This window comes from Bacillus sp. AR8-1, from assembly GCF_008042345.1.
In the GTDB taxonomy this organism is placed as follows: Bacteria; Bacillota; Bacilli; order Bacillales; family Bacillaceae_G; genus Bacillus_A; species Bacillus_A cereus.
This window is the reverse complement of sequence record NZ_QNUB01000033.1, coordinates 36,722-50,598: the sequence shown is the minus strand read 5'-3', so window position 1 is coordinate 50,598 and position 13,877 is coordinate 36,722. Positions and strand designations below refer to the sequence as shown.

Genomic DNA, 13,877 nt, shown 5'->3' with positions numbered 1-13,877 from the left:
ATAAGTATATAGTAAAGGTTGGAGGAAATAAAAATGGGGTTAAAATCATAAAATTAATAACTACCCATACCATAACGACACTCGATCTTACACTGCCAGGCATCAATTTCTGAATAATTTGTTCTGTGCTTTTTCCGTGGTATTTTTCCATATTACTCTCCTAAAAACTAAAAAATTTTATCTAAAGTTGCTCCGATTCCAGATTTAACTCTATCTTTTATTGAATCCTGTTTACCATCATGATTCCAATCACCTTTGTTAAACTTAATTCCATCTGTTATTATACTAGCTCCTATAGAAACACCAAAGCCAATACAAGCTCCAGCAACAGTTCCGATTGGACCGCCAAAAACAGTTCCAACAGCTGCACCTAGCTTGGCTCCCGCAAAGGCACTTACAGCAGTTGTACCAACCCCAATTGCTGCATCACCAATAATATCACCAGCTATCTTAGTTTTTGACGCTTTATTTTCAATATTTTCCTTTGTATCATTAATTACATCCCATCCTACAGCTGCATAGCCTAAAGCATTTGTTTTTAATTTCAATGAATCTTTAAGAAATTCTTTTGGTGATAAAACATGTCTTTTTACATCGTCTATTTGCTTTACTTCGGCTAAAGGTAATTTTGTACGCCTTATCACATTAAGTCCATTTTTATCCTTTAGTACGGTCCGATTTTGAAATCTTACCATTTCTTTTCCTTTTCTATCTGTGTAGGGTGTTACACGCAAGCCTTTATTATGTAAAGATGCCAATTTATAGGCAGCTGCACCTTCCGTTACAGTACCCAGTAAAGTAAATGCAGACCCTGCAGGGTTATCTTTCCAATCACCAATATCGCCACCAAACGGTGCGAACCAATTTATATCAATTGCTTCTTCTCCAAATGAAACTTCTTGTTGATCAGCCTTCTCAAAACGATCAGCAGCTTTTCTTAATGAATCACTATGTTCTTTTAAAGCGGTCGTTATAGTAGCTAACATTGATCCTGCGTATTGGGATTGATTTAACACAGCATCTCTTCCAGATATCTGGAAAGGCAGATCGAATAACTGCTGATTGATACGTTGATATGTTTCAGATAGCTCATGAGCTGTTTGTTCTATATTAGAAGCCAGTTTCCTTAAATGGGCAGGAGTAACCTTAATTTCACCGCTCACCTTGTTTCACCGCCTAATGATTTAAGATAAAGCACCATCTTTTTTATCTCTTCAGTAAGAGTAAAGGTATCAAGACAAATAAAATTTGTTTGTGTTTGTTCATTATCTAATACTTTTTGGATTAGCCAATATTGGTTTTGACTATATAAAAACTGAATACAATCTGTAGACCATGAGTCCTTTATATAATAATGAACTTGAACAGTATTTAATTCTTCACGATTATGTATAATGTTTGCTAACTCTAAGGAAGCTTCATCATCTAAGTAAAGTTTCAAGTAATCTACTAATTGCTTGTTTGATTGATTTAAAATAGTTTCCTTATATGCAGAAGAAGGGATTTTAAATGTATAATTTGGACAAGAGAAAGTATTTTTAGGCTGTAATGCTTGATATATATATTGCCAAGCTACCTCTGGTGTCCCGCATTCTTTAAATGTACATTGTTTATCACCGTTAGCATCTGTTATTACATTTTGTATAACTTTTTTTTCACTAAAATAGAAAATATTTTTTTCTAAAGCGCTGTTTTTACCTATCTGTACTTCAATAACAAATCCTGTAGTTAAACAAATGCGGAAATATTCTAAAAGTTGTTTGTTACATAATGTTTCATCTTCTTTTATTATGAGTAGTTCTTCGTTTGTCCAATGCTCGTGCATTACATCTAATTCTTTGTCTATTTCTTCATCTGACCAATTTTCAAAGGGGTTCTCAATTCCAATCATAGTTTCACGGTCAAACATACCAGTTAATACATATACTTCTTTATTTGATAAAATAAGAGGTTCAATAGTCAAACAGTCCCACTCCCTAGCGTAATATGTAATCCCTAAGAAATATAATACAATAAAAAAATGGTTCAATCTAGTAATAGTCAACACTTAAAACTAAAAACTAAAAAAATTCTAATAACAAAAAAAAGAAAGAGAATTAATTTGCATATATCTTTATAATAATAATGTCTCTTCACTACACAATCTTTATTTTTTAAGCCAAAAAAATAGAAGTATCGTCCTATAAAAGACAATACTTCCTTAGTTACTTAAAAATCACATAATAAATTACTCATTACCTCCTCCAGCATTACATCTGGATTTACCACTGCTTTTTCTGAACGCCATCCAATAAAGCCATCTGGTCTAATTAGTACAACTCCTTCATTCTCTATCCCATATAATTCACAAAAAACATTTTCTTGAGCAATAAAATCTCCGCTTAACCCAACTCGATACACTTTAATATTTATCCCTAATTTAGATGAAACATCATATACAGCTTCAGCCCAAGAACTATTGTCTACTCCAGTAAGTAATACAAAATGGTTACCAAATAAGTCTAATATAGAAACTTCTTTCCCTTTATACATCCCCCAAAAGTGAGGTGCTCGTGTTCCAGGTCTTCCATTCAAATCTACGATATCCATTCTATGTGGAGTGGCTGATTCATCTAGTATTGCTTCTGAACAATACTGATACCCGACAGTTACAGCTAAACCATCCATATTATTCAAACTGCCTTCCTCTCTATTTGCAGCACGGAACAACAAACTACTCGCATACTCCGTCGTTAATTTTGCAACAGGATATCTCTCTTCACGATATGTTTCTAACAGTTTTGGTTTTGCCTTCCCTTTTATAACAGCCGCTAATTTCCAGGCTAGATTGTGTGCATCTTGTATTCCTGTATTGGAACCAAACCCTCCTGTTGGCGGCATAATATGTGCGGAATCACCAACTAAAAAAATACGATTTTCTTGAAATTTTGTAGCAGTACTTTCAGCCGCTTTCCACGGTAAAACACTTACTATTTCCGGCTCAACATTTGTGCTTCCAATTGCGGTTTGAATGATTTGTTTACAACGTTCTATAGTGAAATCCTCTGGTCGTTCTCCTTTTAATGGATCGTAGGATACATGGTAAATCCATCTTCTTTCGTTATCAACTGGAATAAGCGCACCAAGAACTTCCGGATGAAGTACCATAGAAAAACCAAATGCATCTCCTTGTATAAACTCACTTAAATCCGCTTCAAAATAAATATTCATATAATAGCCACCGATTGTACCTCGTCCCTCCGTACTTATCCCTAGTTGCTTACGTATTTTACTTTTCGCTCCATCCGCTGCAATTACATAATCACAATAAATAATACTTTCTTCTTCCGTTTCGCGATTCCGAATCGTTGCGATTACTCCTTGCTCATTTTGTTCATAAGAAACTAATTCATGATAAAAAGATAATTCTCCGCCTAGTGTTCTCGCTTCTTGTAACATCATCTCTTCTAAAATAATTTGATAACAAGCGGTTTGTTTTGATGGACTAATCTCTTCTATTTTTTGAAGTAACTTTTCATCGTTTCCATACTGAGCCGCCCTCATTTGTACCAATTCTTCCTTATTCGCCTCAGCTATTGTATGAACTGCTATTCTTCCGCGGCAATTTTCTAACGCTTTACCCGCTGATCTAATTCTTTGTTCTAAACCCAATTCTCGAAATAACTCCATCGTACGAAAAGTGATTCCACCTGCTTTTGGATGAATTGCAGTAGACGGGTGCCTTTCAACCAGTAAATAATCAACGTTATGTTTTGCAAGGAATAGCGCAGATGCTAATCCTGATAATCCTCCTCCAACAATTAAAACTGGTACATCATTCGATTTCATATATTTACCCTCCACATCATTGTTCTGAGCTCAGTGACATAAATATAATCAAAAAAACAACAAAGATATAGACTTATATTTCATTTTAAATTATCATATAGATAGATTACGCCCCAAATTACTTTTACTTTTTCATACATCTATAATCCACCTGAATTGTGTCTGTATGAAAGTGTAAAACAAAAGAACGTACTTTACGTTGAACCATGTTCTATCGTAAAAATCAAAAATAATACAAACATTATAAGCGATTGTAACCTTATGGATTATACAAGGTTACGACCGCTTATTTTATTGTTACATCATTTTTTGTTTTTAAAACCTCATCTATTGTGTTATGTAGTCCTTCCAATCCCTTTTCTATCTCCCTATAATTTTCAACAATAAAAAATTCATTCGTCTCGATTTTCTTTCTCAATATTGCACCTCATACAACAATCATGTAGCATTACCGTATCGAAGTAATGGTTCATCATCTTAAACCTTTCGACTAATTACCTGGAGGCAAAGTGATTGAAATGAATAAACAAGAACAATTAAATATTATAAAAAAAGATTTTATTGATTCTCAAAAAGTATTATTGGCAATTGGTGATGAAACGCGTCAAGCTATTTTATTAGTGCTAATGGAAACGGAATGTCAAACAGGATTACGTGTAGGAGAAATCACGAAGCAAACACACCTTTCCCGTCCAGCAGTATCACATCACCTTAAGATTTTACGAGAAGCTGGCATTATTTTAATGAGAAAAGAAGGTACAAAGAATTTTTATTATATTGATATACGTACAAAATTAGGTTTATTAAAAAATCTTGTATTAGATATTGAGAAGCTATTGCAAAACTTTTATTAAAACTTGGAGGTATAAGAAATGAAAGCAATGATAATTGATAGATATGGAAAAGTCCCAATGCGTATGGCAGAGGTACCTACTCCTGAAATAAATGAGTATGAAGTGCTCGCAGAAATTCATGCAGCTAGCATTAACCCAATTGATTTTAAAATACGCGACGGAAAAGTAAAAATGTTACTGAAATATGAAATGCCCCTAATCCTTGGTAACGACTTTGCCGGTGTCATCACGAAGGTTGGATCAAAAGTAACTCGTTTTAAAGTTGGTGATGAAATATATGCTCGTCCAAGAAAAAATAAGATTGGTACTTTCGCGGAGTATATAGCCATTCATGAAGATGATATAGCTTTAAAATCGAAAAATTTAAGTTTTGAGGAAGCTGCTTCGATTCCACTCGTTGGCTTAACATCATATCAAGCATTACATGACATCATGCAATTACAAAAAGGACAAAAGATTTTAATTCACGCCGGATCCGGTGGTGTTGGTACTTTCGCTATTCAGCTAGCAAAAATAATGGGTGCCATTGTTACAACGACTGCTAGTGAAGCTGGTGCGAATTTAGTAACGTCTCTTGGCGCAGATGAAATTATTAATTACAAAACAGAGAAATTTGAAGATATACTAAAAAATTATGATGCCGTATTTGATACAATCGGCGGTGCAACACTTGAAAAATCATTCAATATTATAAAAAGGGGAGGAAACATTGTTTCCGTTTCAGGCATGCCGAATGCTCGCTTCGGTAAAGAATTTGGTTCAGGATTCTTTAAAACTCTCTTATTTTCATTAGCCAGCAAAAAACTTACTGCACTTGAAAAAAAGCATAATGCTCAATATTCATTTTTATTTATGAAGCCAAGTGGGGATCAATTACGTACTATTGCAAACTATATTGAAGCTGGACAAATCAAACCTGTAATCGATCGAGTTTTTCCTTTTGAAGATGCGCAAAAAGCAATGGAATATTCAGAGTCTGGAAGAGCAAAAGGAAAAATAATTGTAAAAATTAAATAATAATAAAACCTCCATTTTTAAAAATGGAGGTTTTAAATTTGCTGTTAAATAGACATAGTACAATGAAGTCCTTACAATAGATTGCAAGGGGAAATATTGTATTATACTTTTAGTTAACTTTACAAAGAATACATACGTACAAATACATAATTTAAAATACAAAAAGGAGGAGATACAATGACTAAAAATAATGAAACAGGTTGGAATTTAGATAATAGTTATATGACTTTACCACAATCATTTTATACAGAAATCCCCCCTACTCCCGTAAGTTCACCGGAGTTAGTTAAACTAAACCATTCATTAGCGATATCTCTTGGCTTAACCCCTGAAGAACTGAAAAAGGAAGCTGAAATTGCCATTTTCGCTGGCAATGGACTTCCAGAAGGAGCTCATCCATTAGCTCAAGCATATGCTGGTCATCAATTCGGACATTTTAATATGTTAGGCGACGGTCGTGCTCTTTTAATTGGCGAACAAATTACTCCTTCAGGTGAGCGTTTCGATATTCAACTGAAAGGTTCTGGCCCTACTCCCTATTCACGCCGAGGAGATGGCCGTGCTGCACTCGGTCCGATGCTACGTGAATATATTATTAGTGAGGCAATGTATGCACTTGATATTCCGACTACTCGTAGTTTGGCTGTTGTCACAACTGGTGAACCTACATATCGTGAAACAAAGTTACCTGGAGCACTTTTAACTAGAGTAGCTAGTAGTCATATACGGGTTGGTACATTTCAATATGCTGCAGCTCGTGGTTCAATAGAGGACCTTAAATCGCTAGCTGACTATACGATAAAAAGACATTACCCAGAAAGTGAATCCCATGAAAACCGATATACTGCATTACTACAAAAAGTCATTAAAAAACAAGCAAGTCTTATCGCAAAATGGCAACTTGTTGGATTTATTCACGGCGTAATGAACACTGACAATATAACGATCAGTGGCGAAACAATTGATTACGGTCCTTGTGCATTTATGGACAATTACGACCAAGGAACCGTATTTAGCTCTATTGACACACAAGGCCGTTATGCATATGGAAATCAACCATATATGGCCGCATGGGACCTCGCCCGATTAGCAGAATCTTTAATACCAATTCTGCACGAAGATGAAGAAGAAGCACTAAAAATCGCCCAAGACGAAATCTCGAAATTTAGCGTACAGTATGAAAACCATTGGTTCCTTGGAATGAAAAAGAAATTAGGACTATTTAGCAACGAAGAACAAGATCAATCACTTATTGAGCAACTTTTAAAAATGATGGAGAAATATAAAGCGGATTATACAAATACATTCCGTTCATTAACTCTTGATGCTATCGAAAATACAGCTCTATTTGAAAGTCCTGAATTTAAAGAATGGTACAAACTGTGGCAATCTCGATTAGAAAGACAAGAACAATCAAAAGAAAACGCCTACGAGATGATGAAAAATAATAACCCATCAATCATCCCGAGGAACCACCGTGTAGAAGAAGCACTAGAAGCAGCTGTTACAAATGAAGACTATAGCGTAATGGAGCAACTTCTTGAAGCTTTATCAAACCCTTATGCGTATTCTACAGATCAAGAAGAATACTGCATTCCGCCTGCACCGACGAATCGCCCTTATCGTACTTTTTGTGGGACTTGATTGTTTAATATGTAAAAAGGTGCGTTCATATAAATTGTGTGAACGCACCCTTTTTATATCCCCCCACTCAACTAAAACTTTAAAATGCACATCCTCCGATGCCATTTCTTTAATCCAAAATAAATTCTACACTATTCCAATAGAATTACTCGTAAGCTTGTTAAACAAATATTGAGAAATATAAAACATCATTTCTAAATATTTTTATTTTTGATACTATATTTTATAAGAATATTCAAAAAGTGAGGGGATTTCATGAACGTTCAACTACAAGGTAATGAACAAATTACAAAATTATTTAATGACTGGTATTTGGCTATGCTAAAACAAGATGTGTCCCAAGCGACAAACTTAAAGCATGAAATTGAGGAAAAGGAACTAAACTTCGAGGAAGATGAAAATTTAGCATTATATCATTCCTTACTAGAGTTTCGACATAAAGTTTTGACAGATAGTTTAAGTATTTCAAAAGATAGCTTTGATAAAATAGATTCTTACGTAATCTCATCCAATCATCCACTGTCTTACTACTATCATTTCTTTAAAGGCATTTATGCAACTTTAACCACAGACTATAACTTAGCTAGCGAACATTATGAACAGGCTAAGTTATTATTAGTAAATAACACTGATAATCTAGAGCATGCTGAATTTTATTATCGAATGGCGATTTTCCATTATCACTTTTACCAACCAATTGAATCTATTGAATATGCAACTAAGGCTAAAGAGATTTTCGATAAACAAACTGGCTTTGAAGTTAAAGTTGGATTATGCAAAAATACATTAGGTGCCTCATTTGTATATTTAAAACAATATGAACAAGCGGAAGAGCAATATAATTCAGCAATACACCTTTTACAAAAATCTGATGAAAAAGAATTAATTTTAAGTGTACGTAATAATTTGGGTTGGTTGTATGCCAGTCAAAACCTCTCCACACTCGCAATCCGTCACCTATCAGAAGTGACCGAAAAGAAACCAACACATTTCAAGGCTCTCTTCTTGCAAGCAAGAGAACACTCTAAACTAGATGAAACAAGTATCGCTGAAGGATTAATCCAAAAAGGGTTAAAAATTTGTACGGAATTAAATAATGAAGAATATATATATCATTTTAAAATTCTAAACGAACTAAATAATAATGTTGCTTCTGAAGAATTAGAAACAATTATCCTTAAAGGAATTACGTTTTTCGACAAAGAATTATTATATAACTACACTCAAGAATACTCAGAAAAATTAGCTGTTAAATTTTATAGTGAAAATAACCACATTAAGGCAAGTGAATATTTTCATAAAGCGTTACAAGCAAAAGAAAAAACGTTTGAGAAAGGGGCATTGAAATGATTAAAAAAATTAGCTCTGTTTTTTTAGGACTATCTGTTTTCGGTATTTTGGCTACTGGCATTCATAGTTCATTTACATACCAAGCGGGTCATGCTGATCTTCCTGCACCCCAAAGACCTGACCTTGTTCAATCCGTTGACGTAAGTAAAGACTACAACTCAACAACAACTGAAAAAGCACTTTAAAAAACGGAAGACCTTCAATTAAGAAGGTCTTTTTAAATACGCTTATTTAGAATATTTTCCTTTCATGTAGACTTTATTTTCTCATCAACTCCGCAATCCTCTTACTCCCCTCACTACCAACTTTCTCAAGTTTCTCCACAACTAAATTTCGTCTCTCTACAGAATGATTTTGACTTAACTTCGCTTTTCCTTCTATTTTATTTATCTTTATTTTGAATCCAACTATTCCCTTACTTAATCCTCCCATATAATTTGGATCTACATCATTAAGTGAGTAGGTGCTCTCTGGACCTTCATATTTATTTACTAAATCTTGAAGAGAATCTACTAATGTCTTCTCATCTTCAACAATTTCTAATTCACCATATACATGCACTGCAACGTAATTCCATGTTGGTACTGCATTGTTTGTTTCATACCATGACGGAGAGATGTAACTATGTGGTCCTTGAAATATAGCTAGTACTTGCTGAGTCCCAATATCTTTCCACTGTTCATTCGGTCGTGCGAAGTGACCATGTAAAGTAAGAGTTTCCCTATTTAGCAACAACGGCAAGTGCGTTGCATATGGTTCTCCGTTATGTTGAGAAAATAATGTCGCAAAGCTATTTTGTTCCATTATTTCGTACTTCATCTCTTCATCTTGTATTGCGAAATATTTTGGTATGTACATAAGCTCCCTCTTTTCCACTCTTTTCTATTTTATTTCCTATTATATTTAGTAACCGCATCAATCAACAGGGCCAGTTTGTATTTGTTTTATAATGGCAGCTTTCTATTTCAAAAGAATAGGCAGCATGTATTCCATGCTGCCTTAGTTTATTTTTTCTAATATATTTGTAATAAATACGGTCTTACCTTCAATATAACTAGATCGATTTTTCGTCTCTCTCGCTAACTCTTCCTTTAAACGTCCATATTCAGCAGCAACATCGTCATGTTCACGAAGGTAATCTCGAAACGCTATATGCCTTCTCAACTCTTCACTATTTTTATCACACACATATAAATGATGTTCCATCCAAACTGTATTTCCCTCGTTCCATGGAACGAACGCATCCTTTCTTCCAAACGCCTCTCTGCCTTTAAATCTCCATTCTAACTGATGATAGTACCCTATCTTCTCAAGTTTTTTTACTACCTCATAAAAAATTTCGAACTCTTCTATTACAACATCAATATCTAGTATTGGTTTTGATGCAAGCCCTTTAACAGATGTACTCCCAACATGTTCAATAGATACAATGCTGTCTTCCATTACATTGTTAATAAGAGTGTGTATTTTATTAAATTCACTTTCCCATTTGACATTATATTCTTCGATAGCAATTCTCTGCTTCAACGTACCCCTCTTCTCAAAACAAATTATAACCGTTGAATATGAGTATCCTTAAAATCCGTCTCATATTTCAATCCATATCCAAACATTCGATCCATTCCAATATGTGCTGTCCATATTAAGCCAATCATTATAACGGTATCTATCTTAAAATAGACACCTATTAGAACAATTAATATGGATATGATATATGTGTGACATACATTATATATTTTCGCACCAACGTGATTATTGATCCCATACGCTAACATGGATAAATCCGGCGCTAAAAGGAATACAAAAAATATAATCCAACTAAACTCATATATCGAATACATATAAATCGTGGCTAAAAATACAACCATTCCTTCAAAATGTACAATACGTTTTTGCATTATTTATCATTCCTATTTTTCTATATTTATTGATACATTTTCATCGCTGAAAGTGTTCTTTGCATTTTTTGACCAGATGGTTGCTAATATTGGCCCTGCAATGTTATGCCATACTGCCGCTAATACACTTGGGAGTGCAGCAGCCGGTCCACAATGCAAAATACTTTCCAGCTATATTACTTATCGCTTCTAGTACTTTCATCCACTCAGCCCCTATCTTTTAATTGAAACACCTTATTCGGATTCAAAATATTTTGCGGATCAAGAGCTTTCTTTATTTTCTCCATTACAAATAATGCCGCCCCATGTTCTTCTTCTTGATACTTTCGTTTTCCGATTCCAACGCCATGTTCTCCTGTACACGTTCCTCCTCGTTTAAGAGCATACAGAACGATACTTTCGTTTATTTCGTCCGCCTTCTTTACTTCCTCTTTATCATTTGTGTCAATCATTAAGAGTACATGGAAATTCCCATCTCCAACATGACCTAGAATACCGCCAATAAGCCCTACTTTATCTAATACCTCTTTCGCATGTTGAATCGCTCCAGCTAATTCCGAAATTGGCACACATACGTCTGTACTCATTAGCTTTTTACCAGGATAACTATGCACGTAAGAGTACGCTAAGTTATGTCTTGCATCCCACAGTTTATTTCTCGCTGCTGTTTCCGTCTCAAACGTAATTTCTATACATTTATGATCAAGAACGATTTCTTTCGTAAATTCAATATCTTGCTTTAACCCTGCTTCATTGCCGTGAAACTCTAAAAACAGTGTCGGTTCTTCTCTGTAACTTGTTTCATTATAATAATTTACTTGTTTCATAGATAATTCATCAACGAGTTCAATTCTCGCGATTGGAATACCTGCTTGTAATATGTTAATTACAGCTTCTACTGCATCATTTATAGTTGGAAACGATGCCCTCGCAGCCATAACATGTTCTGGTATACCGTATACTTTTAAAGTTAACTCCGTGAAACATCCAAGTGTTCCTTCTGATCCTACGAAAATACCATTTAAATGATAACCTGATGATGACTTCGCCGCTAAATTCCCGGTATGTATTACTCCTCCATCAGCAAGAACGACTTCTAAATCTCGAACTTGATCACGCATTACACCATACTTTACCGCTGTCGTTCCGCTCGCATTTGTAGCAGCCATTCCTCCTAACGTTGCATCAGCTCCTGGGTCTACACTAAAAAATAATCCATACTTTTTCAATTCTTTATTAAGCTGAGAGCGCGTCACCCCTGGCTGTACTCTCACAAGAAAATCCTTTTCTCTTATTTCAAGTATTTTGTTCATAAGAGAAAAGTCCATTGTAATTCCTTTTTCGTAAGGAATTACATGTCCCTCTAAACTGGATCCTACTCCAAATGGAACGACAGCTGTTCCGTGCTGACTCGCTATTTTCATTATCGCGCTAACTTCTTCGGTCGTTTTTGGAAAAACAACTACATCAGGTAAACTACTAACGTGGTAAGATTCATCTTTACTATGTAACTCTCGTACTGTCATATTTATTACTACTCGATCTTCAGGAAGTATGCCTCTTAATTCATTTACTACATGTTCAATTGTTATTTCCATAATCAACTCTCCTTTTTAATTTTAAAACAAGTATACCATCTTTATACAAAATAATTAGAAAAATAAGATTATTTAACCTGAACATACAAAAAAGAACCCGCAGCACACGCTACAAGTTCTTTTTCACTACATTTTAAACGATTTCTTTATTAACAACATAAACCAAATTAAAGTAACTGCCATCAACGAATGAGAAAACCCTACAATATAAGTTAACCCTTTAAAGTCAGCTCCATTTAACTGAAGAAGCCCTCTCACTGCTAGCGAACCTAACATTAATGTTAATGCAATGTTATGTAAAACAAACCACTTATTAAACCCTTTCACTTCATGAAACGCGAATACTTTTGCTAATCCTAAAGCAATTAAAAAGAAGAAAAAGCCAAGTACAAGTGTATGTGTATGCAAAAGATTTAACAAAGTAGATCCTAAAATCCCTTTATACTTACCATACTCCCTAGCGAAAATCCCTGATAATAAACCGATAATCAAATACGTAAACGATGCATTATATAATTTCTTCATTATGTACCTCCTTGAGTAGAATGTGTAGTGTGTCATATTTAGTAATAATGATAGTTATATAGTAAAAACTCCTAGTCACCTAGGAGTCATTGTATAAGTATCTCACTCTTTACAATCAATCCTAATTATAAAATATCTCTCTATACAAAACAAACGAACTTTATGTGAACAAACACCCCCATTAAAATATGTTGCACTTTTGTTTTACACAATCCATACTAATTGTTATAACTTTTTAAAGGTGGTGTAATAATTGATAGTTCTTGAAACCGAACGTCTAAATCTTCGTTGGTTTGATATAAAAGACGCTTCTTTTATTCTTGAGTTAGTAAACGATCCTACATGGATTCAGTTTATCGGTGACAAAGGGGTTAGAAACTTAGAAGATGCAAAAAATTATATTGTAAACGGTCCCATCGATATGTATAACAAACTCGGATTTGGCCTTTACTTAGTAGAACGAAAAGAAGATCTCACTCCACTTGGTATGTGTGGCCTTATTAAAAGAGATTCATTAGAAGACGTTGATATCGGATTTGCCTTTTTAGAAACATTCCGTTCAAAAGGATATGGCTACGAGTCAGCTTCTGTAATAATCGAATACGGTGTACAAAAGCTCGGCATGAAACGAATTGTAGCAATTACTTCTATAGATAACATCGCCTCAGGAAAGCTTTTAGAAAAAGTAGGATTACGCTTTGAGAAAATCATTTCAGGGTCTGGAGAAGATTTAAAATTATTTGGGTATAACGCATAGTAAAGAAGGTCGCCGTGAATGGCGACCTTCTTTACTATTTTATTGATTTTGTAATACTATTTTTAGTTACATCATAGTTGCATCAATTCTTGTGATTACTAATATCCCTTTCACATCACATTTTTGGAACTTTATAGAAATAAAACTTCTACTTTCAAATAAATTATATTAATATATTAAACAAAGGAAGTGAGAATAAATGGAACAACCACTATTTTTGTTAGCTCTTCAATTCATTGCATTTGTATTAATCATTTGTATCGTATATGGAATCTTGTACAATACCGTATTAAATTTAAATATGCCTAAATGGACTGCACATATGGTAGCTACGGTCTTTTCCCTTGGTATTGCCTATCAAGCTTTTATAAATTTCATTTGAAAAACTTTTGTAGCATTTACTTCT

The 13,877-nt window shown here is 34.3% G+C and carries 16 protein-coding genes and 1 pseudogene; 7 read left to right on the top strand and 10 right to left on the bottom strand.

Annotated elements, in window-relative coordinates; genetic code table 11:
- Window positions 1-167 precede the first annotated feature (167 nt).
- The 4 genes from DN400_RS21750 to DN400_RS29985 form a co-directional block, all read right to left on the bottom strand.
- Window positions 168-1,163, bottom strand: coding sequence for a WXG100 family type VII secretion target (locus DN400_RS21750; RefSeq protein WP_000012250.1), 996 nt, complete (start codon window positions 1,161-1,163; stop codon window positions 168-170).
- The gene (locus DN400_RS21745; protein WP_000151461.1) at window positions 1,160-1,963 is read right to left on the bottom strand and encodes a hypothetical protein; all 804 of its coding nucleotides are present in this window, start codon (window positions 1,961-1,963) and stop codon (window positions 1,160-1,162) included. The genes DN400_RS21750 and DN400_RS21745 overlap by 4 nt, the downstream gene beginning before the upstream one ends.
- Before the next feature lie 245 nt (window positions 1,964-2,208).
- Window positions 2,209-3,828, bottom strand: a complete 1,620-nt coding sequence (locus DN400_RS21740; protein WP_000839990.1) for an FAD-dependent oxidoreductase — start codon at window positions 3,826-3,828, stop codon at window positions 2,209-2,211.
- 286 nt (window positions 3,829-4,114) lie between these two features.
- The gene (locus DN400_RS29985; protein ID WP_001227549.1) at window positions 4,115-4,246 is read right to left on the bottom strand and encodes a hypothetical protein; all 132 of its coding nucleotides are present in this window, start codon (window positions 4,244-4,246) and stop codon (window positions 4,115-4,117) included.
- 91 nt (window positions 4,247-4,337) lie between these two features.
- Between DN400_RS29985 and DN400_RS21735 the strand changes: the two genes are divergently transcribed.
- The 5 genes from DN400_RS21735 (at window position 4,338) to DN400_RS21715 (ending at window position 8,878) form a co-directional block, all read left to right on the top strand.
- Window positions 4,338-4,682 (top strand): ArsR/SmtB family transcription factor, encoded by a 345-nt coding sequence (locus tag DN400_RS21735; RefSeq protein WP_000571870.1) that lies wholly within the window; start codon window positions 4,338-4,340, stop codon window positions 4,680-4,682.
- 18 nt (window positions 4,683-4,700) lie between these two features.
- On the top strand, window positions 4,701-5,699 hold the full coding sequence (locus DN400_RS21730) for an NADP-dependent oxidoreductase (RefSeq protein ID WP_098661600.1): 999 nt from the start codon (window positions 4,701-4,703) through the stop codon (window positions 5,697-5,699).
- A 177-nt stretch (window positions 5,700-5,876) separates the two neighbouring features.
- Window positions 5,877-7,343 carry a protein adenylyltransferase SelO gene (locus DN400_RS21725; protein ID WP_147801920.1) on the top strand — a complete coding sequence of 489 codons (1,467 nt, stop codon included), beginning with the start codon at window positions 5,877-5,879 and terminating at the stop codon, window positions 7,341-7,343.
- Between the two features lie 255 nt (window positions 7,344-7,598).
- A complete protein-coding gene (locus DN400_RS21720) occupies window positions 7,599-8,693 on the top strand; it encodes a response regulator aspartate phosphatase (protein WP_016512493.1) in 1,095 nt (364 codons plus the stop codon).
- Complete coding sequence (locus tag DN400_RS21715) at window positions 8,690-8,878, top strand: Phr family secreted Rap phosphatase inhibitor (RefSeq protein ID WP_000592016.1); 189 nt, start codon at window positions 8,690-8,692, stop codon at window positions 8,876-8,878. The genes DN400_RS21720 and DN400_RS21715 overlap by 4 nt, the downstream gene beginning before the upstream one ends.
- Before the next feature lie 73 nt (window positions 8,879-8,951).
- On the opposite strand, the gene DN400_RS21710 is transcribed toward DN400_RS21715, so the two are convergent.
- The 6 genes and pseudogenes from DN400_RS21710 to DN400_RS21685 form a co-directional block, all read right to left on the bottom strand.
- The gene (locus DN400_RS21710; RefSeq protein WP_000275797.1) at window positions 8,952-9,551 is read right to left on the bottom strand and encodes an FMN-binding negative transcriptional regulator; all 600 of its coding nucleotides are present in this window, start codon (window positions 9,549-9,551) and stop codon (window positions 8,952-8,954) included.
- 141 nt (window positions 9,552-9,692) lie between these two features.
- Window positions 9,693-10,220, bottom strand: coding sequence for a GrpB family protein (locus tag DN400_RS21705; RefSeq protein ID WP_071714625.1), 528 nt, complete (start codon window positions 10,218-10,220; stop codon window positions 9,693-9,695).
- Window positions 10,221-10,243: 23 nt separating this feature from the next.
- Window positions 10,244-10,591 carry a DUF4260 domain-containing protein gene (locus tag DN400_RS21700; RefSeq protein ID WP_001172063.1) on the bottom strand — a complete coding sequence of 116 codons (348 nt, stop codon included), beginning with the start codon at window positions 10,589-10,591 and terminating at the stop codon, window positions 10,244-10,246.
- A gap of 12 nt (window positions 10,592-10,603) precedes the next feature.
- A pseudogene (locus DN400_RS21695) lies at window positions 10,604-10,747 on the bottom strand (bile acid:sodium symporter family protein); the annotation flags it as partial.
- Window positions 10,748-10,797: 50 nt separating this feature from the next.
- On the bottom strand, window positions 10,798-12,189 hold the full coding sequence (locus DN400_RS21690; RefSeq protein ID WP_098277404.1) for an FAD-binding oxidoreductase: 1,392 nt from the start codon (window positions 12,187-12,189) through the stop codon (window positions 10,798-10,800).
- 126 nt (window positions 12,190-12,315) lie between these two features.
- Window positions 12,316-12,714 carry a DUF2871 family protein gene (locus tag DN400_RS21685; protein ID WP_016512487.1) on the bottom strand — a complete coding sequence of 133 codons (399 nt, stop codon included), beginning with the start codon at window positions 12,712-12,714 and terminating at the stop codon, window positions 12,316-12,318.
- A 253-nt stretch (window positions 12,715-12,967) separates the two neighbouring features.
- On the opposite strand from DN400_RS21685, the gene DN400_RS21680 reads away from it, so the two are divergent.
- Window positions 12,968-13,471, top strand: coding sequence for a GNAT family N-acetyltransferase (locus tag DN400_RS21680; RefSeq protein ID WP_147801919.1), 504 nt, complete (start codon window positions 12,968-12,970; stop codon window positions 13,469-13,471).
- Window positions 13,472-13,670: 199 nt separating this feature from the next.
- Window positions 13,671-13,853, top strand: coding sequence for a hypothetical protein (locus DN400_RS21675; protein WP_016512485.1), 183 nt, complete (start codon window positions 13,671-13,673; stop codon window positions 13,851-13,853).
- Window positions 13,854-13,877: the final 24 nt, after the last annotated feature.